Origin of the sequence: Paenibacillus sp. FSL E2-0151 (assembly GCF_037993015.1) — a bacterium.
In the GTDB taxonomy this organism is placed as follows: domain Bacteria; phylum Bacillota; class Bacilli; order Paenibacillales; family Paenibacillaceae; genus Paenibacillus; species Paenibacillus amylolyticus.
Window position 1 is genome coordinate 6,634,761 of the sequence record NZ_CP150308.1, and the last position, 25,096, is coordinate 6,659,856.

Here is a 25,096-nt window from a genome sequence, read left to right on the forward strand (position 1 = left end):
AAAACTCTTTAGTTCAATCTTATAGATCAAAGAATCACAATGATCATAATCGCAATTCCCATAAAGGAGGCTAACCAATGGACAAAAAGGCAGCAAAGATACTGCTGAGCACCTTCTGGGGAGGTGGCGGCTGGAAAACAACCTCTCTACCCTTCTCTGGAGATGAATTTGAATATGCCAAAAGCAAAGGTGTTATGTTCGATCCACTCACGATCACGCATGACGAGATTGTCCAGCGTCTGTACGACATGCATCAGGAGGACTCGTTTAAGGAACGGGTGATTTCGGCCTTTCTACACAGTCTGTCCACCAAAAAAATCTATCTGCGCAGCGCATTATCCAGCTGGGCTTTAACATCGAACATGCCTTTACACACCTATGCAGAGCGCCCTGCCCTTCACCCTAACACCAGTGCCTGTGGAGATTGTAACTTCCTGCGTTTGCAGTCAGACAAGGAATATTCCAATGTCGACTTAAACGTCCTTAATTTTGAACGGATCAAGTGGGGCGGCGTGCGTCACGGCTGGCTTATCTATTGCCTGATGGATCTGGAATTACTGCTTCAGGACAACGATGCAAACTATGAAGTAACCCCTGAAGACCAAGCCATCCTGGTCAACCTGCTTGAAGCAGCTCAGACGGAAGACCCCAAAGACAGTGCTCGCTCACTTGAGAAAAAGTGGAAGGATCTCTTTCCTTCCAGCAAACAGGAGCGCGATGCCCTGCTGGAAATCTGGGCGGCAGCCGGCGTACTGGCTCCTGGAGATAAACCGAGAAAACGTAAAGGTGGTTCCAGCGATTTTGTCTTTGCAGCAACCTGGCAAGGTGATGATGGATATCACACAGAAGCCGTAAAACATTATTTCGGCTCCTATCTTCCTCACATGCAATAAAACCTGAACTTTTGCTCACCTTTGCGTACGTCTGGTTACAATAATGACATCGACAGATTTCCTGTTTAACTCGTATAATAAGGGGAAATTGGTAGATGGGAGTGAAACAAGCGAGTTTATGGTATACATACTGGCTTTTATAGTGTCTTTTGCTGTCGTGGTTCTGCTTATTCCGCCGCTTGGTCGACTGGCTCACCGCCTCGATTTTGTGGACAAGCCTCGGGAAGATGTGGAGCGTAAGCTACACAGGCAACCTATCCCGCTCACGGCGAGTTACGCGATATTTACTGGATTTTTCCTGACATACATTGCTCTGACGAAAGAAATCACATGGGAAACAGCGGCTCTGGTCGCTGGTGGTATGCTTCTGCTAACGATTGGTACCGTCGACGACTGGTACAAAACAAAAGGCAAAGATTTTCCTGCCCTGCCCAAAATGCTCGTACAAGTCTCTGCGGCAGTACTCGTATTTGCTTCTGGCATTGCGTTCACCGGATTTGTGAATCCCTTCAACGCGGAATATGTCATGCTTCCGATCTGGCTGCAATTCATTCTCACGATCCTGTGGATCTTCGGGGTGACAACAGTCATCAACTTCTCGGACGGCATGGACGGACTGGCTGGCGGATTATCGGCCATCTCGGCAATTACCCTGTTCATCGTGGCGCTTGCCAAAGGTCAAAGTGATTCCGCACTCATGTCGATCATTCTGGTCGGTGTAACGATTGGTTATCTGAAGTACAACAAAGCTCCTGCCAAAGTGTTCATGGGTGATGCAGGCGCTACGTTCCTTGGCTTCATTCTGGCGGTTATCGCTCTGGATGGTGCATTCAAACAAGCAACCATGCTGTCCATCTTCATTCCGATTCTGGCGCTGGGTGTACCGATCTTCGACAACATCTTTGTCGTTATCAAACGTTTCATTCAAGGTAAAGCGATCTATCAGGCCGACGCAAGTCAAGCTCATTATCGGTTGCTGCGTGCCGGATTGAATCAAAATCAGGTGGTGGGTGTGCTGTATCTAGTCAGCACATGTCTGTGTCTATCCTCCATTATTCTGATGTTAGTGGAGTTATAAAACCAAAATAACGATGAAAATAATAGAAGCCACCTTCATTGCGTTGAGGGTGGCTTTCTTATGATGTTTTTTTGGGTCGCTTGCCTTTTTTTCGTTTCAGTTAAAGCGGAGTGATTCTGAACTTACGATTTAACAGCCCCTGCCATAGCACCTCCAACAATGAAACGTTGCAAAGCAACGTACAGGACAACCAGTGGCAAGGTAACAATCAGAATGCCACAGGCGAGCAGCGGCCAGTTGTTCATGTACTGTCCATAAAATGTAAAGAGTCCTTTGGTTACCGGCTGATAATTCGGATCAGATAAATAAATGGTCGGACCGATAATATCGTTCCATACACCAATCGCGGTAAGAATAATACCTGTTGCCAGGATAGGTTTCATTAACGGAACAAGGATGGTGAACAGATACCTTGTATACCCACACCCGTCCATGGCAGAGGCCTCATCCAGTTCACGCGATATTGATTTGATATAACCCACAAACATGAGAAAGGCAATGCCCGTACCTGTCGTCTTCAATAAGATGTACCCGATTTGGGTGTTGTAAAGACCCAGATTATTGATCAGGGAAAACTGCGGAATGAGCGGGTTGGGAAGGTACATGGAAATCAGAAAGAAAATATAAATGAGTGTGCTGAATTTAACATATCTGCGTGCGAGCGGGAATGCAGCAAATATAGATAAAATCAACGTCAGCAGGGTGGACATCCCTGTATAGAGCACACTGTTCCACATATACTGAGAGAAGTTCCCTTTGTTCCATGCTTCGGAAAAGTTCTCAAGCCGGATCCCTTCAGTAAGAGCTACAGGATTGAGCAGATACTCTGTCTGTGTCTTCATGGATACATTGAACAGATAGAATAGAGGGAAAACGTACAACGCAAGCATGAGCAGAACGATAACGTAGCTGACCATTCTGGACGTTTGACTCTGTTTCATTACGCTTCCACCTCTCTTCTGCGGAGATAAAATAAAGCAACCATCGATATGGTAAATACAAAGAGGAACTGAATCATCGCCACAGCAGAAGCCAAACCGTAATCAGCCGTTCCTGTGCCAAATGCCGTAGCATAAACATCAAACGCAAGCGTCGTTGTATTGAACTTGCCGCCTGTAAGTACATAGATAATATCAAAGGTTTGCAATGCCCCTATGATAGACAAGAGCATGTTAACGGTGAATGCAGGAGCAATCATGGGGAATGTAATGTTCGTAAATGCTTTCCATCCCGAAGCACCATCCATGTAACCCGCCTCATACAGATCACTCGGAATGGACTGCAGACCTGCAAGAAAAATCGTCATGGAGTAACCCATGTACATCCAGATTTGAACAAAAATAATCAGTTCGAAGGCAATATTATAATCGCCAAAAAAGTTGGAACTGGTACCCAAGAAATTCAGAAAGGACTGGGCTGGTCCGCCCAGCGGATTTGCAACGAGTTGCCAAATGAGTCCAGACACAGTAACCCCCAGCACCACTGGCAAAAAGAATACCGCGCGATATAATTTATCGCCTCTAAGCTTTTTATTGATCAAAATCGCTATAAACAAACCCACTGCATTTTGTATGATCACAACAGCAAACGCAAAGTATAAGGATCGCCCAATAGCATCCATTCGGTCTCCAGCATTGGATGCACCAAAAAATGTTTTATAGTTTTCAAAGCCGATAAAGCTCCATTCCTGGCCCCGAACACCAGTAGCATCTGTAAACGAAAACAGTATCGTCACAAGTGATGGACCGAAGCCAAACACGACGTAAAGTAACAACGGAATGCTCAAATACAGATAAGGAATAAGTCTTGCCTTACCTTTCCCAAACGGATACATCGTCCTCACACCTTTCATGGGGTAAAACTAAGACATAAGAAAACCGGAATAACAGCCTTGTCTGGCCTGAAGGCTCAGACCCGAGCGCTATTCCGGCGCATGCGGCCAACTTGTGCCATGAATATGAATGATTATGAATTACTTTGGAGCAGCAGCATCCCAGTCCGCTTGGGATTTACCTGCAAGCTCTTCCGGTGTTGCAATCGGTCCGGCTGGCTTGAGCATCTCTGCGTGAACGCTGGCCTCCGAAATGTACTGTCCTACATTCTGACGGTTAATGAACAACTGATCCCAAGAAAGTTTAAAGTCCTCCAGGTAAGGCTGAATGCCTTGGATAAACTCACTTGTCATCTCCACATCAGGCTGTGTTGGCAGGAATCCGGCTGCATTCACAAATTCCGTGTAGTTCTCTTTCTCCGATAACATATCAAGCCATTTCATTGCGTAATCCTTGTTCGGTGAGTTATCCACCACCATCCAGGTCATATCGTATTTACCCGCCAGATTTTTGTTCTTGGCTGCATCATTGCTACCTGGAATTGGGAAATATCCAAACTTCAGATCAGGGTTGGCCGTTTGAATTGTTGTTGCATCCCAAGTGCCGTCAGCAATCATAGCCACCTTGCCTGTAGCGAACAAACTGGGCAATGTTCCGTAGTCAATACCCATGAAACCAGGCATTGCATTGTTCATCAGATCCTGAGATTTCTGCAAGACTTCAAGTTGAACCGGATCAGTCAGCTTGGTTTCACCAGTCCATAGACCTTTGATATAAGCAAGCTGATCTTCATGAATAGAGGCCTGAAGCCCTTGCACCGCAAGACCTATTGGCCATACATCTTTACCCGCCAGACCCAGCGCTTCGACACCATTGTCTTTGAACACTTTGATAACATGTTGCAATTCATCCCAGGTTGTAGGGATTTCCAGATTATATTTTGCGAAGAGTTCCTTATTGTAGAACAGTCCTGTGAATGCCACCTTGCCCATGTTTACACCGTACACCTTATCGTTATATGTCATTGCGTTCTGTACATCCGATTCATTGTAGTTTTTGATAAAAGATTGATCAGACAGATCACTGATTAACCCGGCATCGATCCATTGCTTCCACATCGGATCAGCAGCACCACTTGACCATTCCTGCGGAGCGCCTACAAAGCTTGATTTGAGTGGAATGATATCCACATCCCCATTACTTCCGGCGTTCATCCGTGTTTGCATCAACTGATCGTAAGTCGCGTCTGCCGGAACGGTAGTATACTCCACCTTTACGTCCGGATATTTCGCTTCAAATTTCGTATTAAACTCTTTGATGTAGTTGTTAATATTCTCTTGCTGCCAGTGAATGATCTTCAAGGTAACTTTTTTGCTGCTGTCTGTAGCCTGAGTTCCTTCTGATTCCGAAGAGCTGCTACTACAAGCGGCGAGCACACATAATAAAGCGGTTACAAGTACAATGGCTAAAGTCATTTTCTTCATTTTCGTTGTCCCCCATATTTTTGAATTAAATCTACGAAATCAGTTTCGTTAATTTCACCCTTATTATGACTTCAGATCTTTATTTTGTAAATAGTCATTTTGTTTTTTTGATTCCCATGCTCCAAACCGCTTGATAAAAGCTTTATTTATTGCTGTATACGTTGAAATCAAGGTAACCTTTACGATAGTTACGAAAGTTACGAAACACAGCACATGACATAATTTCATATACAGCCCCAGATAGCCTGGTATTCCTTTAAATGGACTAAAAATCTGTAAAACAATTAAGATTACGAGCTAAAATTAGTCTTTATTTTCGCAACAAACCTCCTTGATCACTTCAAACCTATGGATGCATATTATTTCAAGTGTGAAACCCTCTCTCTGCTGTTGACTCTCCGGTCTATGTAGCATAGAATACTTGCAAGAAAGCGAAAAAACCGATACAGCCCCAGTTTACGAAACCAGTTTAGGAATCCGAGGGATGTTTATGAATATCAAAACGATAGCGAGTTTAGCCGGCGTATCTGTAGCCACGGTGTCCAAGATTATCAATAACTATCCAGATATTAGCGAGGAAACGCGCCAGCGTGTGCTTAAAATTATGGAAGAGACAGGCTATCGTCCATCTTCTTCAGCCAAAACACTGGCAACCAAAAAATCCAGCCTCGTTGGCGTTGTGTTTGCAGGGAAGCTGAACGTGGATTTCAGCCACCCTTTCTTCGTACAGGTTATCAATGCGTTTAAGAAACAAATTGGCTTGCTTGGATACGATCTACTCTTCTTCTCGAATGAGAAGTTTCTGGATCAGGGTGAGGACTACTTGGCGAGATCCAAGTATTTTCAAGTGGATGGCTGTATTATTATTGCGGGGGATGAGGTCGAGAGCAGCATATTCGACCTGGATGCCAGCCCGATTCCTTGTATCGGAATAGATATCGAGCTAACAGGACAAAGCTCCTGTTACATCATGTCCGATAACGATAAGATCTCAACCAAAGTTGTAGAACAATTTTATATGAACGGTTATCGAGATGTTGGTTTTATCGGGCTGGAGCGCGCCTCTCTTGTGATGCAACAGAGAGAGATGGCTTTCAAACGTTCACTAAATCAGTTTAGTCTTGATGAAAAGCCCGAGTGGGTTGTATACAGCAAAGATTATGCCGCAGCGGATGGATACGAAGCGGCCAAGAAAATGCTTGCCTGCAAGACTCTGCCACGTGCCGTGTTTGCAGCCACAGATCTACTTGCCTTTGGAGCTATTCGTGCCTTTAAGGAAGTGGGGTTACGCATTCCAGAAGATATAGCTGTGGCAGGTTGTGACGACATCGAAGCCTGCCGTTATACCGATCCACCGCTAACAACCGTCAAGCAGGATACCGACAAAATTGGACGCCTTGCTGCCATGATTCTGTTTGATCTGATGAACAAACAAATGGATAATCGTTGCATTAAAGTTGAGCCGGAACTGGTTGTGCGTCAATCCTGTGGCACAGCCATGCTGCTGGCACAGGAAATCTGAGCGTTAAGTCCTTAGGACTGGCTGCTGCAGATCAATTCACATCCTGGGCATAGCGAATTTTTCATACTATATAAATTGAACTAAACATTTACACGAGAACGTAGAGGACAGAAATAACCTGAAGAAGCGGAGCTAAAAGCTTTCTGAAAAGAAAGCTGCATCGGAAGCATACGCTTCACCTTTATCACCAGATTTTCTCCTTTGTAAAGCCGAATATAAAAAATCTGGGGATAACAGCGATCAGAAGGTTGTTCTGTCAACGGAGTGGCAAGTGTAAATATTCTTTAGTTCAATTTATATAGTCCACACCAAGAAGCAAAAAGGGGATGTCCCATAAGTCATGAATATGACAGGGGACATCCCTTGTTCGTGTTATTTTGTTTTAATGAACCTGAGACACGCTATTCGCTTCCATTTGCCGAGAAAGTTCCTGCTATCTGGAAGCGGCAGTAGGCAGCTTGCCCTCTACTGTCTGCAAGTCAGACCATCCGGGTCGATCAAGTTCAATGAGACGGCGGTATCGCTCTTCCCCAGCCAGCAATTGTTCGTGAGAACCCTGCATGGCAATCTTTCCATTTTCCATAAAAATAAGTTCATCCATCTGTTCCGCACCAATCAGGTGATGGGTCACCCAGATCATCGTCTTGCCTTGCAAGCTATCCAGAATGGTCCGCATCAACTCTCGTTCCGTCACTGGATCAAGCCCTACTGTCGGTTCATCAAATATCACAACAGGTGTCTCCCGGAGCAGGACCCGGGCCAGAGCGATCCGTTGCCTTTCCCCACCGGAGAAACGCAGACCCGTCTCCAGCATTGGCGTATCATATCCCTGCGGTAAAGATTCGATCAGACCGGATAGACCTACTTGGGCGGCCACCTGCCTGATTTCCTCATCTGTTGCATGCGGGCGCCCGATCCGTAAATTATTTGCTACCGTGGTGTCGAACAAGTGTGGACTCTGATTCAGCACCGCGATGACATCAGTGACACTCTCACCCAGGGTCTGCACAGGCATATTATTAATTAGAACTTTCCCCGTAGACGGAAGCAAAGCCCCCTGAATGAGTTTCAACAAAGTCGACTTGCCACCGCCGCTTCGTCCAAGAATGGCTAATCGTTTGCCTTGTGGCAGATGAAGAGATACGTCCTGTACGGCGTAGGAATCATCCGCTGCATAACGATAACTTACGAGATTAATCTCGATGTCTGCTCTGAGTTTGGGTGGAATGCGAAGACGAATTCGTCTGTCCGGGATAACCTTCGCAGCTGGCAAGGACTCGGATGGCTGTCCAGCCATCACGTTGCCGTTTTTTACTACAGAGATCGATTCGCCCGTTCCATCCGCATCACCGGCTCCATTCTGCAACGGAAGATAATCTTTCCCTTCGAGCTGCTTCAAGCGATCCAGTGATTCTCGGTACTGTGGAAGATGCTCCACCGCATCCCCTACAGGCAGAAGTGTTTCCGTGAGCGGGAATAACACCAATACAAAAGCAGCAATCATCACGGCAGGTAATTGCCCGATAGAAGCGGCATTTCCGGCCCATAACGTAACCGATACCACCATCAGGCCAATGACGCACTGAGCCATCAGATCACGCCAGCGTATCCAACGCCGCAACTTGCGACGAACTGCGTCGACCTGTTCTTCTGCCTCTTCCTGTTGCTGAACAAACTCTGCGGCTCGTCCACTTGCAAGCCAATCTCCCAGTCCAAGCACACCGTCAGTCAGACGGGTATACAACCTGCTGTTTTCCTTTTTCAGCCGTACACGCCATTTCCACGTCACTTTCAGGGAGATCGCAGGTAACACGGCAACGAGAAATAACATATACAAGCCCATCCACACCGCAAATCCCAGATCAACACTGCCAAAAGCAATCACAGCCCCACCGTACATCACGAGCGCCGTAACGGCAGGGAAGACTGTACGCAGATAGATATCCTGCAGCCGCTCCACATCATCGGCGAGTGCTCCAAGCACATCTCCGGTCTGCATACGAGAACGCAGGAACAGAACCTGTGGCTCCAGAATGCGATATAATTTCACCCGTTGATCGGCCAACACACGCAGTACGGCATCATGTCCTGCCAATCGCTCGATATATCGAAACACGGCGCGGAATATCCCAAATGCACGTACACCAACAATGGGTACATACACCATCAAAATATTTTCAGGACGCAGCGCAGACTTGGAGATCAGAAATCCGGAGGTAAACAGCAGCAGTACCGCACACAGTGCAGCGCATGTACCCAGCGCAATAACTGCCATGAATCTCCAGCGGTACTGTGCCACATACGGAGCAATCCAGCTATTTTTTTCTTTTCCGTTACGGACGGTCTCCATATGCTCATATCCGGACTTCATTTTATATCGCCTCCATCTGGGCCTGAATCATCTGATAATATACGCCTTGTCTTGCCAGCAATTCCTGATGTGTTCCCGTCTCTGCCACTGTGCCGCCATCCATGACAATAATCCGATCCATATGCGGCATCCAATGCAGACGATGGGTAGCCAAAAATACAAGTTTTCCTTCAAACAGCGGCAGCATCGTCTGTTTCAGTTCATACTCTGTCTCTACATCCAGATGAGCTGTCGGTTCATCAAGCAGCAGGATGTTTCGTTTACTAAGCAAGGCCCTTGCCAGCGCCACGCGTTGCTCCTGCCCACCACTGAGCTGTCTGCCGCCAGCCCCAATAGGCTCATGTAGCCCACCGGATAATGAAGACAGTAGTTTGGTTAATCCAGCTGCGCTAATGGCCTTCGCCACTTCCGCATCCGATGCCTCCGGCATGTAGAAACGAACGTTATCGGCCAGGCTTCCACTAAAGATATACGGATGCTGCGGGATAGCTGCCGTCTGTCTTCGCCAGGATTCAAGCATATCCTGTGTCACAGGCTGTCCGTTGGCTAATACTTGGCCTGAAGTAGGAAGCTGAAATCCAGCCAATACGTCAATCAACGTGGACTTTCCTGCTCCGCTGGCGCCAATAACACCGATTTTGCCAAGACCCGTGATCTGAAATGTGACATCCTTTAGCGAATAAGGACCTTCATCATCATGCCGTACCTGTACATCCGTTAGTGCTAGTCTACTATTCTCATTCCAAGAGAACACTAAGGAAGAGGAAGAAACAAGCTCAGGAGTAGTAGAAACAGAAGCAGGATCAGGAGCTAAATGTCCCTCAGCCGTTTTATCATTCAACATGACACGTATGGTCGAAGTAGCGGTTTTCCTTTTACCCGAAGATAATGATGGTGTAGGTCCAGCTTCGTCCTCTGCCGTAACCGGATGTGCAACAACATTTGTATAGGCTTCTTTTTGTTTCTGTTCGGCAGCTTTCCCCCGTTCAATCACCTGATTAATGGCCGCTCCGGCTTCCTTACCGTCCAATGTGGCATGATAATCAGCGCCGAGCATACGTACAGGCAGGAAATATTCGGGTGCCAGAATCAGTACCGTCAACGCAGGGCCAAGTAGCATATGCCCTTCTGTCAGACGTAATCCCAGACCAACCGCTACGGAAGCAACGGACAACATCGTAAAGAAATCGAGTGCAAACGAAGAAAGAAAAGCCATGCGCAGCGTAGACATCGTTGCTTTCCGATACCGCTGACTGACCCGCAAAATGGACCCTTCATGTGTTTTGCTCTGTCCCAATGTTTTTAGCGTTTCCAGCCCCCGCAGGGTATCGACAAAATGGTTAGCGAGTGCTTTGTAAGATCTGAATTGTCCGTCTATCTTACGCTGAGCTGCGAGGCCAATCAGAATCATGAATACGATCAGGATTGGGAGTGTCAGCATCAGAATAACCCCGGACATCAGATCCAGCTTGAACACATACAGCAGAATGACGATGGGTGTGAATCCTATGCCCAGCATGCGAGGAATAAATAGTTCCAGATACGTCTTGTATTGAGCTGTTCCCTCACGTGCCAGTGTAACCAGATGGCCTGTGCCCTCTGTCTTGGCATAACGCGGCCCGAGCCTGAACCACTGCTCCACCATCTGTCTGCGCAGATCAGTCCCTGTCCTCTCCGCATATCGTGAAGTCAAGAGTTGTAACCAGAAGGATAGGGCGTAACGGGTGGCAAAAGCAGCCAGGAACAGCAGCAGTACAGGGTACTGCTCCGTTACGGATGAACCTTCAAATAATGCCGTTATGGCCTGTGCTAGCCATTTAGCCTGCATAATGATCGTCATCGCCTGTAGCATCACCAGCGCTGAGGCCAGCGCAAGTACCGGCCGGATGCCCGGCAGCTTCATCAGCCCCCGTCCCATATCAGTACTCCAGGTGGTGCTGCTCGTTCAGACGTTTGCGGAAGATATAATAACTCCAGATCTGATAACCAAGAACAAACGGCAGCAATGTGCAAGCTACAATGGTCATTACTTTCAATGAATACGCACCCGATGCGGCATTGTATACAGTCAGGTCATACGCCGCCCCAAAGGAACTCACCATCACTCTTGGGAAAAGTCCGATAAAGACCGAGGCAAAGGCAATGGCAATCACTGCCCCAGTCATACCAAAAGCCCAGCCTTCACGCTTCTGACGAACAAAGTATGCGGCAAGTGCAAGCGAAACTGCGCCAAGTACAACCATGATCCAAAGAGCCCAGCCTCGTACGGCGAACACATCCGTCATGAAATACGTCATTAACGCGTAAACAGCGAGTAGTGCAGCCAGCGGCAGCATCAACTTTTGCGCTGTCTTCAAGGCACGCTCTCTGAGATCACCTACTGTTCGTAGTGATGCAAACAGCAATCCATGAACCAGACACAGCAGGGTTACACTCAAGCCACCAATCACGGTGTACGGATTAACAATATCGAGGAATCCTGCACGCAACTGCATCTCCCCATCAATGGGCAGACCTTTCATCAATGTGGCAAAGACCACGCCGAACAGGAAAGGCAAGAGCGCGCTGGAGACAACAATGATGATGTCCCATGTTTTGCGCCAGCGCTGCTGTTTCATTTTACTGCGGAATTCGAAAGCAACACCGCGACCAATCAAGGCGAGTAACACCACTACAAGTGGCAGGTAAAAACCACTGAACAACGTGGCATACCAGTGTGGGAAGGCAGCAAACATCGCTCCCCCTGCTGTAATCAGCCATACTTCATTACCGTCCCAGAACGGACCAATCGAGTTGATCAGAGTCCGACGTTCGCGGTCCGTTTTGGCAATAATGCCTGTAGACATCCCCACACCAAAATCAAAACCTTCCAAAAAGAAAAAACCGACAAACAATACGGCAATCAGCAAAAACCACAACTCACTTAGTGACAACGGAATAACCTCCATCCACGCCGAACGGATCGGCCGATTCATCGTGATCTTCTGGCTTCTCGACCGCAAACGGTCCTGCTTTGATCTCACGTACGAACAGGTATACCATCACGATTCCGAGAACCGTATACGCAGCGGTAAAAGCGATGGTCGAGAACAGGATCGTTCCTGCGGATACGTTCGGCGAGACCCCGGCTTCGGTTGTCATATAGCCAAATACTGTCCATGGCTGTCTTCCTACCTCGGTCATAATCCAACCTGACGTATTGGCGATAAACGGCAGGGAGATGGCGAACACCATCAGACGCATAAACCACTTTCCAGCGACCTCCAGCTTCTTACGCATGGCTAGGAACGTACCGTATAGCGCCAATGCAATCATTAAACCACCCGCTGCGATCATAATGCGGAAACTCCAGAATGTTGTCCGTACCGGCGGGATGTAGTCCCCCGGTCCATACGTCTGTTCATACTCAGCTTGAAGCTCCTTCATACCTTTGACACTACCGGAGAACTTGCTGTAGGACAGATAACTGAGCAATCCAGGGATTTTGATCTCACCCGTACTCTCCTGTTTATCCGGGTCAATAAAAGCGACCACCGTCCAAGGCGCCGGATCTTCTGTCGTTGTCCATGTGCCCTCACTGGCTGCCATCTTCATCGGCTGTGTCTCCACCAGATATTGCGCCTGGAAGTGACCCGAGAATGCGACGCCGAATGAAGAAACAAGAGCGATAGTGATCGCAATATTAAACGATTTGCGGAAGATCTCCACATCCTGCTTTTTCATCAATTTGTAGGCACTGATCCCGGTTACGACGAAGGCCCCTGTCATCAATGCCCCAAAGACTGTATGTGGGAACTCAACGAGAAGCTGACCATTTGTGATGAGTGCAAAAAAATCATTCATCTCGGCTCGGCCGTTGTTAATCTCAAACCCAACAGGATGTTGCATAAATGAATTGGCTGCCAGAATCCACAGCGCGGACAGGAATGTGCCGACAAACACCAGCCAGATGCAGGCCAGATGCACTTTTTTGGACAAACGATCCCATCCAAATATCCACAATCCAATAAATGTAGACTCCATAAAAAACGCCAGTAGCGCTTCAATAGCCAGTGGCGCACCGAATACGTCCCCGACAAATCGGGAGTACTCGGACCAGTTCATACCAAACTGGAACTCTTGCAAAATACCTGTGACTACCCCGACGGCAAAGTTAATCAGGAACAGCTTGCCCCAGAACTTGGCCATCGTTTTGTAGATCTCCTTACCCTTAACAACGTACAACGTCTCCATGATTGCAACCAACAGTACAAGACCGATGGATAGCGGGACAAAAAAGAAATGGAAAATCGTTGTAAGTGCATATTGGATACGCGATAACATAATCGGATCCATACCGTTACCCCTTCTTTCTGTTCACTTCGCAGTATGCGTATTTGGCATTGAAGCTGCACCTTCGCTGTCTGTCCGCCAAATACGTTGATGAACGTATTGTGCCAGATTACCTATTTTATACATGTGAGAATTATCACAATCTTCCTCTCTAGAGCAAAAAAAAAGTGATCCTGGTCACACAAAAGATAAAATTCAGCCTTTTATCACAGCTTGCCAACTTCATCTATTCATGGAAGATACTCATGTTTGGGACGGAATGCCCATATGTTAGTCTCAGGCATATCATGCGAAGTACCGGAGGGCTTTACATATGAATTGAAAGCATGAAGCACATGCAGAGCGTAGACGCTCCATATTACAGTCAAGGTGAGGTGAACTATTCATGGAAAAACCTGCACCACTACCAGGTGAAGACGCCGAAGCCAGCCTGGATAAGGCCAGTACAACACAGCCCCCTGTCCGGTATGTTCTCTTCCCTCGCAAAGGAGGCTGGTCATCCTTTCCCTATCCCGATATTGCTGCACTGCTGTCGATCGAGGGAGAGGTCTACTATGTCAGCAGCCTGACGCAAACAGAAGATGTACCTCCGGTCATTACCGTCATCTCCCTCCCTGAGGCTGAGCAGCTATTGCTGGAACCTCGCACCGTAGCCGTGGTCGCCCATCCCTACTGGCTAATAGCTACGGCTTCGCTGGAGCCTGAGCTATGTATTGCCCTGCTCCCTGAGCCTGCTGGAAACGAAGCAGAATCTCCGCTATGGGAGAGCAGTATTTCCAAACTGGTCGGCATCGCCGATCTGGTAGGCACATCCTCCGAAACACGTTATATGAAGCTGTTATTCCAAGGCGTACGTGCTATCTGGCTGGGCGGAGAAGACCCTGCACCTGCGGGTACGATGCAAAAGGATGATCTCGAAGTCCCTCTCCGGGACTACGAACTGCTCTTCTTGCATGCGCTACGGCAGATCCTGTCAGGCACTCCAGATAGCGTCACCCTGCTTCAATGCAGTGTACGTGCCGACTTCTACCGTCAGCTCCGTGCCAAAGCAGGTGCACATGAGACGATATCCTTTTTGCTGGCAGCCTATGAGTACTTGCTTGAAGATCCGCGGGCCGTCCATTCGTTGCAAGAGGCCTTCACCCATGCGGTCATGAATGGTCGCAGTGATTGTGTGGTCTCCCATTATCGATTCCTGTCTGCCATCCATGCCCGGGCTGGACAGTTGGAGGACGCCCTGCGGGTGTATGGAATTAGTGCAGCAGATGAACAAGAACGGCATCATTATGAACAGTTATGTCGCTGGTTTGAGGCAGGAGAAGATCAACTTGTACGAGCGGAACTATTGCGTATGAATGATGATTACGGAAATGCCCTGCGTATCCTGGACGAACTTGGCGGAGAAACGGCGAGACATTGGAAATTCCGCATCTACCAGGAGACTGGACGTGTGGAAGAAGCACTAGCTCTGGTGCATGCAGTCGATATTCAGGATGATGCTAGTCGCCGGGATTATCAGCAATTATCCGGCAGTGCGCTGGCACTACGAGGGGAACGACACGGGGCAGTCCGACATTTCCTTGAGACAGCACTGGAGGATGAAGATGCGCTGGCCCGGATTGTCGAGCTGGAGCTGTTGGATCATGCTGTACAGCAATTGCTTGGGGAGGTGCCATGATGCTGGACCCGAAGAGGCGTAGACAACAGTTGAATGGACCAATGGTGCACAGGGATATCCGAACCGAAACCACTTACACGCCAACCGAAACAGTCGATCGAACACATACAGACGCATTGGAAAATGGAGATCACACCCCGGATCATGCACAACCAACGCAGGACATCCGAAGCCAAGTGCATCACTGGAATGATTCACAAGGTCAGGCAGAACAGAATGCTGCTGTAACACATGAGGAAACAAGTATATTCAAAGAACCCTTCTCCATTCGTCGGGTTCGCAAAAGCAAAGGCAACAAGCTGACCGCCATGCTCCAGGTTCGCAATGAACGTGGCCGATACCTTGAAGAAGTATTGCATGATCTGAGTGAGTTCGTGGATGAGATCGTCATTGTGGACGATGCCAGCACAGACGGAACACCGGACATATGCAAAGCCTATCCAAAGGTGGTCCGTCTGGAGGTATTGGAGAAACCACTGTTCGCCGAGGAATGGCGACTTCGCAACACCTTGTGGCAAGCGGCTGCAGGAACATGTCCCGACTGGTTGCTCTCAGTTGATGCGGATGAGCTGTACAGCTCAGAGGCCAAGAAAGCCATACGCACTCTGATTAATCAGGAGTATGCGGACTGGTTTGCATTTCGTTTCTACGATATGTGGGGTGGCCGGACCCACTACCGGGAAGATGATCTCTGGTCTCTTCACAAGCGGCATACGGCTTCACTTGTACGGTATATGCCTGGATATCCCTATTTTTATCCACAACAGAATCATCATGTTCCCCGTCTTCCCTTGTCCTGCACCGTATTGCCCGGGGTCAGCACGGAGCTGAAGGTTCAGCATCTCGGATGGGCAGGCAGTCTCGAGGACCGGGTTCGTAAATATTTGCGTTACAAGCGCATTGATCCTAGCGGTGAGTGGGGCAATCTTGCACATTACGAGTCTATTCTCGATCCGGAACCTCGGCTGATTCCCTGGAAGGAGGGACCGTGAGATGGGCGTGGTGAGTATTCTGACGCATAGTTTCACCGACGGGTACAACCGGGAATTCGGTCGTGTATTTGGTGGTGGACTGGAGCGATATATTCTGGATCTGTGCAGTGTCATCCGAGGACTCGGGCATATTCCCGAGGTTCATCAGCTCTCTTATTTTGAAGCATTCCAGACTCGGACGGAGCAGATTGACGTATTTGGTTATTCGTACGACATGGATAATGTACCGGAAGCCTTTGACCGGATGGCAGCCGCAGCGCGCGGCCCAGTGATCTATGCCAGCTGTCTGTGGCAACCCATCACCTACAAACCCGGCAGTCTTGGCATCTGTCACGGCATTAACTGGGATCGTCCCGGACTGCCACTGGAGACCAAACAACAAGTCGCGGAACATATTCAACTGGCTCTGGATGGACTCGTGCGCATTGTATCCGTGGATTCCCATTTCCAGACCTTTTGCCGGGCTGCGTGCACCTATACCGATCCAAGGCAGGTTGTCCTGATTCACAATGCAGTGGATACGTCCTATTTCACACCTGCCCCACCAACGCGAACCTTTGAGCAAGAACAGGAAGACGAATGGCTTGTCGCATGGAGGAATGATCTGGCAAGTCATGTAGACAGTGCTGGTGCAGTTATATCAGGAGTGCAAGCTGTAGAAGGCAAGGGTGGAACGAGTCGTGATGAAGCAGACAGTGGTAAGGCTAACGGAGATGGAGGTGGGGATACAGATAGCGATCAAGAACGAGAGGAGAAAGGAACGGTAGATCTCCATTTGCAGTTATCAAAACTGGAAGAAGCTGAGGTAGATGGCGAAACGTATAGGTTTGCTCATAATCACCGGAATTCAAAGGATTGGGCTACGGAGATTCTGGTAGAAGCAGATGCTGAGTATCAGGTTAATGGTCCGATTCAGGGACAGGTTGAAAAGGAAACTGTGGATGCCCGTATAACCTCTCCCCGCCCAATTCGCATTATCTATCCACGCCGCATCAGCATGGAACGGGGTATTATTCCAATGATGCTGGCAGCGGATAAACTACTTGGAGCCTTTCCAGATCTGGAGATTGAATTTGCCGGGGAACTGGTCGAAGGCAGCACGGTCGGGAGAGTCTTTCGTTACTGGCATCGTACTCATCCACATGCGGAGCGAATCATTCAACGCACGTATGATTTCCGGGATATTCGGGAGGCCTACCATCAGGCAGATATCGCCGTAATTCCAACTGTGTTCTCGGAAGGCACCTCCTATGCCTGTCTGGAAGCGATGAGCTGTGGACTTCCGGTAATTGCCTCCAATGTTGGTGGGTTGAATGATCTGATTCAGGATGGTTTTAATGGACTGCTGGTACCTCCTGGTGAGCAGGAACTAACCGCCGCACTGGTACGCCTTGTACAGGATCGGGCCGAGCGAGAACGACTGGGAATCTATGCGCGCGAGACTGCACTGTCCTATGATCTTGCCAGGTGGCGGAGCCGGTGGAGCACGGTGTTGGAATCTTTTTTGGCAGAGACAGGATTGAAGGAGGGAATTCGGGGATGATGGATACGCCCAAGGCAACGGAATTCATGGAATCAAGATACATTCGGCAAAGTGACCCTAAAACGGACACATTGGTCTTCCCGCTGCATCCGGCATGGTGGAGCCGTCCCTACGAATATGAATGGGCCCGGCGGTTTGCACGTCCGGACGATGTGGTCCTTGATGCAGCCTGCGGCATCTCCCATCCGTTCAAATTCTGGCTTGCCGAACACTGCCGCGAGGTTCACGCCTGTGACTGGGATGAACGTATTTTGTCTGAAGAGGCGATAAGACTGGATATCGTTTCTGATTTTGGCGAGCAAACGGCTCAGGATCTGCCGGAATCAACTCTCGACCGATTGCATCGTGCAAAGGCCAATCTGGCCCAGCTTCCGTACGAGTCGGGTAAGTTTGATCGGGTGTTCTGTATCTCTGTACTGGAGCATCTGGATACGGGCACGATGCTACGGGCGTTTCGGGAATTCGCTCGGGTGCTAAAACCAAACGGACAGTTAATTGCTACCTTCGATGTGCCCGAAATGCGACCGGATCTGCTGGAGACGATCATGGCTGTCACCGGATTAACCATTGAAGATAAACTGAATGTGGATGAGCCGGACGATGCCATCTGGTCTGACATGTACGGCACGCCGATCCGCTGTTTTCGAGCGGTGATATGCAAAGGTTGAGACGAATTGGGTTACGTTGAGTTAAGTGCAGAGTGGAAAATTGAGGCTTAAGGGCTCGACCCATTAGCAACGGAACAATACACGGTTCGGGCAATGCTCCGATTACCGGTAGCTCCGTTGCTTTTGCAATTTCAATCGGATGGGCTAGTGCGGGAATATGTGGGGATGTACAGGGGTTGGAGGTTCGGGACTAGAAACAGAGATTAGTGATTAAAGATTAAAGATTAAAGATTAAAGATTAAAGATTAAAGATTAAAGATTAAAGATTAAAGATTAAAGATTAAAGATTAAAGATTAAAGGAAATTATAGGTGTACCAGTAACATGTTGCACTGGTTGGTGTACTCTTTGGCATAGGCTGCGCCGGGTGCTGTCAGGCGCAACAGGGTTTGCAGGCCCGGCGGGATTGTCGTCGCCGGGCGACCTGTAGCGGCAGGTTGCCGCGCACTGAGTTGGGCCGATTCGGCCCATTCACGCGCCAGGTTCTGCCGCCCGGCGAGCAGCGCGAGCGTGCCCGCGAGGAGCGCGTGCGCGGTGCTCTCCGAGGCGGGCACTTCGTCCGCGTGGGGCTGCTGCGCGCCGTCAGGCGTGCCGCATAGCGCAAGCAGCCCTTCGCGGACGCTCGCGGGTGCGCGTAGCAGCCCGCAGCGTGCCGCAGGCGGAAGCGCTGCAAGCAACGCCAGCGCGCCGCGAGGCGGCAGGGCTTGCAGCAGGCGCAGCCATGCGGCCCAGGCGCCTACGCCGGCGAGCGCTTGCGCAGCCGGGAGCATGCCGCTAGGCGCGGGCGCGGCTGGGCCTGCTGGCGTTGCGCCGCGGGACGGGCCGCCTGGCGCTGCGCCGCGGCGCGGGCTGCACGCCAGGCCGCTGCTGCTGCGCGCCAAGGCCCCGCGCAGCAGCAGCGCCTCGGCGGCGTGGGCCTCGGCAGGCAGCGCTGCCTGCTGGCGAGCCGCCGCTCGGGCGTTGCGCCCGCCGGGCTGCTTGTGGCCCAGCGCCCACAGCGCCAGGGCCGCCTCTGGCCCGTGCTGCGCATGCGCCGCCCAGGGCTGCAAAGCCGCCCGAGCCGCGGCGTCCTCACCCAGCTGGGCCAGCGCAAGCCCGGCGGCCAGCGGCTGTGCCCGCAGCGGGCCAGCCAGCGCCGCCGCATGGCGCAGCAGCCACTCCGGCCGATGCGCGGCAAGCGCGGCCGGGATCAACGCTTGCCATGCCGCAGGTGGCAAGCTTACCCGAGCGGCAACGCTGGCGATGGCATGCGGCCGCCCTGTGGCTGCGGCCAGCAACAACAGCCGCTGCCATGCAGGCAAGCTGCTGGGTTGCATGCTCAGCGCCGCCGTGTACGCGGTTTCTGCCTCTGCCCAACGGCCAGCCCGCTCATATGCCATGCCTTCCAGCGTCAGGCTACGATAGGTCCCAGCACCAGAGACTGATGTATACCTGCTGGCCGTGGAAGCAGCTGATTTAGCCTGTTTTAACCAATTCAAGGCCACGTCCTCTCTCCCTTGATCCAGTTCAAGTACAGCACCAAACTCCAACAAATCCGGAAAATCCTCATACAGGGGCGCCCATGCTTCCACTACAGCAAGCGCCCGTTCCGGGCTGCCAATCTCTCGCCAGGCGTAAGCCGTTTTCAGCACCAGATCCGAGTGATATCCACACTCCGGCTTAAGCTGTGCCAATAATGGCTGTAACAAACGGAGTGCTTCATCATACTTCGCTTGCTGAAACCATTCGGCGGCCAGAGCATATAACAACTCCGGTTGATCTCCCTCCTGATTCAACGCGGAACGAATCAACTGCATGTTCCGTGCGCCTTTATTTTTGGCGGTAATCACCTGCTCCAGATATCCGTAATGAATGACTTCAAGTCCAGAATGAAGCACACCTTGCGGAGCCAGAGCCATGATGGAAGAAGCAATCTCTTCATGAATTCTGCCCTGAAAGGCAATTCGGGGATCATTTCGGAACAAACGACACACCGCATCTGTCACACGCTCTTCACCAGACATACCCAACAGACTCGTGACCTGTATCCAGTACCCCCATAAGTTGTCCTTGCTTGCCGCTAACAACTGCACGAGTTCAGTCTTCATCTGAGGGGTCTGTACCCATACCTCATCCGCATCAAGCACCAGAATCCACGGTTTCGTAGCAGCGGTCAGCGACAGATTACGGGCTTCACTGAAATCTCCGTTCCATTCCGTTCGGATTACAACGGCACCATGAAGGCGGGCAATTTCAGTTGTATCATCTACCGATCCTGTGTCTACAACGATGATCTCATCCACAACATCCCTGACTGCATTCAAACACCGCTGGAGTGAACCGGCTTCATCCTTCACGATCATACACAAACTAATCCCTATACCCATATTCATCACCACCCCTCACCAACGGAGTTCAGCCCCACCCATTAGCCCGCTGAATTAAGTTTAACCCCCGGACCTGCCTGATCCCCTCTCAGCTCTCAAACCCGTCCGCTCCCGGTAACTCCAGCCGAATATGCTGAACGACAGGCCAACAACGGTGCCTCTGTCCATCTGTATGCTGAGCGAACACCTCCAGATGATGGTCCGCAGCACTGACCAATCCTTTCACCAGCCAGCTTGTTCCCGTCAGGGTATCCGAAGCCCCAGGGAACGACTCAATGTCACTCACCTTCCCGTTTTCCTTTTTCCCTTCCATCTCTTTCTCCTTCTCTCCCACTCGAACGCTCTGTTCCACCGATAACCCTTCTCCAGCCAATTGCTGTCGACACATCTGAATCAGGCTATGCAGCTCTTTCCATCTCCCTGACTGTACACATCCTTCCATCATCAGTCCAAGGGCCTGCCAGCCATCATACTCTGTTCCTGCAACCGTTCCGTCTATGCTGGAGTCCATGTCCTTCTTCTTTGTCGCTCTCAGACCAACCGTTCTCCCTGTCTGCACAGCAGGTTCCTCATTCGTTACTGCCCCAGCCTGCGAACTACGCTTTAACCACAAGGTCAATGGATCATCTCCGTTGGCTTTCTTCCCCTCGATCCACTCCAAACGTTCGAGCCATCGTGCAGACGAGATCGCGAGTAGCCCTTTTTTCCGCTGCACAGGTTCCAATTTCAGACGCGCCTTGTTCCATCTTCCCTGTTGGATTTGGAGCATCGCCTCCGCCACAGATAAACGCTCCCTCATCTCTGCGGAAGGTTGTGAGGATATAACCAATAACAATTGCAGAGCCGCATCATAACAACGAGATTGCTCCAGAATGCCCAATACTTTGTGTGTAGCCTCTTCCGAACTGAGTGCAAAACGCTCCCTCACCAGCGCTGGAATCTGATGTTCCTGCCCGGAGACTCGCATAATTCGGAATATCCGATAGAGCGGCGGTAACAGACTCGATTTGGCACGTACCGCTTCCACGTAAGCATCCACCGCACCCTCCAGATCCGCCCTTCCTTCCAGTAAACGCCCTAACGTATACCACGTCTGATAGGTGCCGATGCCTTCCTCCGTATGATATATGGGTGGAGGTGGTCCCATACGGACAGCTTCACGCAGCGAATATTCTGCCCGATCTGCATCACCCAAGGCGTCTGCACATACCCCGCGATGGTGCATCAGATCCGTGTACTCTGGAAAGAGTTCAAGCGCAGCATCGATGCGATCTAATGCCTCCTGCCAGCGATTCAGATGCTGGAGACAACGAACTTCATATTTGAACAGCAAATGCGCGTAACTGGTCACCGCAGGATCAATCCCCATCCGAGCCACACCAAACGTCTCCAATGCCCGCTCCGCTTCCCCCACACGCAGATACTCGACACCCAGATTATAATGATGGAACGGTTGATCCGGTTCTTCCTCCACTGCCTGTTGCAGCAGGCGAACATTACGGTTCACCTTATCTTTGCGCTCCACAATCGCCGTCTGATACCCATAATGATGGATGACCATGTCCGTCACATGAAAAGCCGCCTCTGGATTCCTACGGCAAATCGCCGCCGCAATCTGCTCATGAATCCGACCTTCGAACCGATGCTCCGGGGCATTACGGAAGAGACGCAAAACCGGATTCACGGTAACCCCCTGCTGACCCGTACCTGTATAGTTATGAATGTTTAAAAACAATCCGTCACATCCGCTGACCGACGTCCAGCTCCTGATCTGCTCCCGCGCAGCCCTATCGAGCGCCTCGTCCGCATCAAGAAAGAGAATCCAGTCGCCGGAAGCGCGCTCCAGGCCAGCATTCCGTGCTGCGGCAAAATCTTCGCACCACTCAAATCGCACAACCAACGCGCCATATTGCTGCGCAATCTCCGCGCTGCGATCCGATGAACCGGTGTCCACCACAATAATTTCGTCCACCGCTCCCTGGACACTGGCAAGACAATGAGGCAGCAACTCTTCCTCATCCTTCACGATCATGCATAGGGAAATTCGTTCCGCTCGCAAGCTGATTCCTCCTTTCCTTTGCATGGAAAAGCGTACGCCACGGCATACCCTCTGTCGTTCGCAGCCTTTGTTCCAGTGCATTATGTTGTGCAGCGAGTACGCCTGAAGAAGGAGATCGAACCAATTCCTTCCGAATCGCCTCTATTGCCAATCGCAAGTAACATACAGCAGCTCCAGCTCGGGCCTGCCACATATCAGGCTCCCGCTCCAATGCCTGCTCGAACAGAGAGAGCGCTTGATCATTGTGGCCTTTGGCATACAGCGTTTCACCTAGCCAGAACAAACCTTCAGCATCCAGCTCACTCTCGGTCATGCACTGAATCAGGATGTTCGCGGCTACCATGGTATACCCCTGACGATACAGCAGACTTGCAAACTTTCGCCTTCGAGTTAAAGTCGTTCCCCAATGATCACACATCATCATAGCCCGCAACTCATGCAGTTGCTCAGCAAGTGTAAGCTGTCCTGTCTTTACGGCTTGCTGCACAACCTTCTCTGCTACCATCTCTGCCTGCGGACCCCATTGCATAAGCTTTTGTTCTTGTGAAGCAGGTTTCATGCTTCGCGGCTCTTTGATCAACTGATCCAGCAGTCGATCCATGACCTTCCAAACGTTCTTTTCTTGTGGAAGCGTAGTTGCGAGGAATGCCTCGGATAATCGTAATCCGTTGGTCCAACAAGCCAGTGCCCAATCCATTCTGTGCTCAGCCGGCAGATTAACTTCATGCACACACCCCACGCTCCAGTGTTCTTCTGCCAGTTGCAGCGCTTCGGAAACCCTATTCGCACATAACATCCAATGTATTTGATCCGCTACATGGATACGATCAGTACACGCATCTGTATCCAGCATTTTCAATGCCTGTTCATATGCTCCACAGCCTGTTAGAACATAAATCACCTTCACCAGATGATCCTCATTTGTCACTGCATATGAATGGGGCATTTCACCACAAATCGAATCACCGTGACCCGATTTCTCGATTCCTCTGCATCTGGCGAGCAATGTTTCTGCTATGTTCTCATCCGTTTTACCGGATTGTTGCAGCACATCTGCCAACCCGGCCCATGCCGGAGCATATGTGAACATGCTATCCAGAGCCAGCCCATACAGATGTGCAGACTCTTTAAAGAATCCCCGTTTCTGTGCAAGTCTTGCCATGGCGGTATAGGCTCTGTAACTGTTAGAACCCGCTTCCATTACATATGACGCTTCTAACGCGATGCTGCCATCACTCTGTCCAACACGTGCTGTTCCCTCCCGGCAGTCCGTTGCTCGGGCATACGATTGATATGCACGCTCCTCCAAACCTTGCAGCTCCAACGTCTCCCCATACAACAGGTGCAGATCAGCATAGGATGGATAACGCTGTCTTTCCACAGCCAGAATTGCATGCGCCTCGTCGTAATGTTCCGATTCCACAAGGGTCTTTGCATAATCCCTAACCAGTGTAGGTCGATATGGTGCGAGCAGCTCTGTCAGGTGTAATGATTCACGGAACGCTTCAATTGCCTTTTCGACCTCACCAAGCTGGCAATACGTTACTCCCAGATTGTACAGGTGAAAAGGCTGTGCAGGCTCATCTGCGAGTTCCCGCTCAATCAGTTTCAAATTACGTCTTGGCTTATACTCTTGCGCAATCGTTGAAGCCAGATATCCATCATGAATCAGACATAATGGAGCAAGCGGTTCAGTTTCGATCAATTGGCTTTGTTCTCCTGTACAGGTCTCGCTCTTATCCATATCACCAGCCACTTCTTGGACAAGCTCGCTTGGGCCACTACGAACCAATTGCTCATGAATACGCCCCTTGTATCGATATCCTTGATGAGCACGGAATAGTCTCACCGGCTGGGAGATTACCCTCTCTTCCACCCCTTCACCGTATCGATTCTCTATGGTAATACGTAATCTTGAAATGCTTTTATGGACTTTAGGTAAATAATTCAGCAGTTCTTCCAATCCCTGCGTAACGTACTCATCCGCATCCAAACACAGGACCCATTCCGTGCTCGCCAGAGGCAGACTGATATTTCGTGCATGGGCAAAGTCATCTTGCCAGCAGGCGTGCAACACCGTTGCTCCGTACGTTCTGGCGATCTCAGGTGTGCGGTCAGATGAGCCAGTATCGGTGATAAAACATTCCGTGCTTATATGCTTCAAGCTGTCGAGACAGCGGGGCAGGTGACGTTCTTCATTTTGCACGATCATATGGATTCCAAGTAAACGGTTCTTCAAATGCAACCCCCTCCAATACAAAAAAGTACATGAAGCCCAC

Annotated in this window: 17 protein-coding genes; 7 read left to right on the plus strand and 10 right to left on the minus strand. The window is 50.1% G+C overall.

Annotated features, from left to right (window positions below; translation table 11 throughout):
- Positions 1-77 precede the first annotated feature (77 nt).
- Positions 78-893 carry a hypothetical protein gene (locus MHI55_RS29400; RefSeq protein WP_340387933.1) on the plus strand — a complete coding sequence of 272 codons (816 nt, stop codon included), beginning with the start codon at positions 78-80 and terminating at the stop codon, positions 891-893.
- 118 nt (positions 894-1,011) lie between these two features.
- Positions 1,012-1,971, plus strand: a complete 960-nt coding sequence (locus MHI55_RS29405; protein ID WP_036613004.1) for an MraY family glycosyltransferase — start codon at positions 1,012-1,014, stop codon at positions 1,969-1,971.
- Positions 1,972-2,093: 122 nt separating this feature from the next.
- Here the strand turns inward: MHI55_RS29405 and MHI55_RS29410 are convergent, their stop codons facing one another.
- From MHI55_RS29410 to MHI55_RS29420, 3 genes are all read right to left on the minus strand, one after another.
- Positions 2,094-2,912 carry a carbohydrate ABC transporter permease gene (locus MHI55_RS29410; protein WP_340387935.1) on the minus strand — a complete coding sequence of 273 codons (819 nt, stop codon included), beginning with the start codon at positions 2,910-2,912 and terminating at the stop codon, positions 2,094-2,096.
- Positions 2,912-3,805 carry a sugar ABC transporter permease gene (locus MHI55_RS29415; protein WP_036613007.1) on the minus strand — a complete coding sequence of 298 codons (894 nt, stop codon included), beginning with the start codon at positions 3,803-3,805 and terminating at the stop codon, positions 2,912-2,914. Before MHI55_RS29415 ends, MHI55_RS29410 begins: the two co-directional genes overlap by 1 nt.
- 138 nt (positions 3,806-3,943) lie before the next feature.
- On the minus strand, positions 3,944-5,287 hold the full coding sequence (locus MHI55_RS29420; protein WP_127551443.1) for an extracellular solute-binding protein: 1,344 nt from the start codon (positions 5,285-5,287) through the stop codon (positions 3,944-3,946).
- Positions 5,288-5,777: 490 nt separating this feature from the next.
- On the opposite strand from MHI55_RS29420, the gene MHI55_RS29425 reads away from it, so the two are divergent.
- Entirely contained in the window at positions 5,778-6,809 is a 1,032-nt protein-coding gene (locus MHI55_RS29425) for a LacI family DNA-binding transcriptional regulator (protein WP_036667984.1), read from the plus strand.
- A 433-nt stretch (positions 6,810-7,242) separates the two neighbouring features.
- Here the strand turns inward: MHI55_RS29425 and cydC are convergent, their stop codons facing one another.
- From cydC to MHI55_RS29445, 4 genes are read right to left on the minus strand one after another with little or no spacing between them, the layout of a single operon-like run.
- Positions 7,243-9,180: a thiol reductant ABC exporter subunit CydC gene (cydC, locus tag MHI55_RS29430; protein ID WP_340387937.1), complete on the minus strand. Its 1,938-nt coding sequence runs from the start codon at positions 9,178-9,180 to the stop codon at positions 7,243-7,245.
- A gap of 1 nt (position 9,181) precedes the next feature.
- Complete coding sequence (cydD, locus tag MHI55_RS29435) at positions 9,182-11,098, minus strand: thiol reductant ABC exporter subunit CydD (protein ID WP_340387939.1); 1,917 nt, start codon at positions 11,096-11,098, stop codon at positions 9,182-9,184.
- Between the two features lies 1 nt (position 11,099).
- Positions 11,100-12,155: a cytochrome d ubiquinol oxidase subunit II gene (cydB, locus tag MHI55_RS29440; RefSeq protein WP_244898245.1), complete on the minus strand. Its 1,056-nt coding sequence runs from the start codon at positions 12,153-12,155 to the stop codon at positions 11,100-11,102.
- On the minus strand, positions 12,100-13,515 hold the full coding sequence (locus MHI55_RS29445; RefSeq protein WP_340387941.1) for a cytochrome ubiquinol oxidase subunit I: 1,416 nt from the start codon (positions 13,513-13,515) through the stop codon (positions 12,100-12,102). Before MHI55_RS29445 ends, cydB begins: the two co-directional genes overlap by 56 nt.
- Positions 13,516-13,897: 382 nt before the next feature.
- Between MHI55_RS29445 and MHI55_RS29450 the strand changes: the two genes are divergently transcribed.
- The 4 genes from MHI55_RS29450 to MHI55_RS29465 are packed head-to-tail and all read left to right on the plus strand — an operon-like array spanning position 13,898 to position 18,393.
- Positions 13,898-15,190 (plus strand): hypothetical protein, encoded by a 1,293-nt coding sequence (locus MHI55_RS29450; RefSeq protein WP_340387943.1) that lies wholly within the window; start codon positions 13,898-13,900, stop codon positions 15,188-15,190.
- Complete coding sequence (locus tag MHI55_RS29455) at positions 15,187-16,182, plus strand: glycosyltransferase (protein ID WP_340387945.1); 996 nt, start codon at positions 15,187-15,189, stop codon at positions 16,180-16,182. Before MHI55_RS29450 ends, MHI55_RS29455 begins: the two co-directional genes overlap by 4 nt.
- Position 16,183: 1 nt before the next feature.
- Positions 16,184-17,725 carry a glycosyltransferase family 4 protein gene (locus MHI55_RS29460; RefSeq protein WP_340387947.1) on the plus strand — a complete coding sequence of 514 codons (1,542 nt, stop codon included), beginning with the start codon at positions 16,184-16,186 and terminating at the stop codon, positions 17,723-17,725.
- Positions 17,722-18,393 carry a class I SAM-dependent methyltransferase gene (locus MHI55_RS29465; protein ID WP_340387949.1) on the plus strand — a complete coding sequence of 224 codons (672 nt, stop codon included), beginning with the start codon at positions 17,722-17,724 and terminating at the stop codon, positions 18,391-18,393. The genes MHI55_RS29460 and MHI55_RS29465 overlap by 4 nt, the downstream gene beginning before the upstream one ends.
- A gap of 304 nt (positions 18,394-18,697) precedes the next feature.
- On the opposite strand, the gene MHI55_RS29470 is transcribed toward MHI55_RS29465, so the two are convergent.
- From MHI55_RS29470 to MHI55_RS29480, 3 genes are all read right to left on the minus strand, one after another.
- A complete protein-coding gene (locus tag MHI55_RS29470) occupies positions 18,698-20,734 on the minus strand; it encodes a glycosyltransferase (protein WP_340387951.1) in 2,037 nt (678 codons plus the stop codon).
- Positions 20,735-20,846: 112 nt separating this feature from the next.
- Entirely contained in the window at positions 20,847-22,817 is a 1,971-nt protein-coding gene (locus tag MHI55_RS29475) for a glycosyltransferase (protein ID WP_340387953.1), read from the minus strand.
- Entirely contained in the window at positions 22,774-25,056 is a 2,283-nt protein-coding gene (locus MHI55_RS29480) for a glycosyltransferase (RefSeq protein ID WP_340387955.1), read from the minus strand. The genes MHI55_RS29475 and MHI55_RS29480 overlap by 44 nt, the downstream gene beginning before the upstream one ends.
- Between the last annotated feature and the right edge of the window lie 40 nt (positions 25,057-25,096).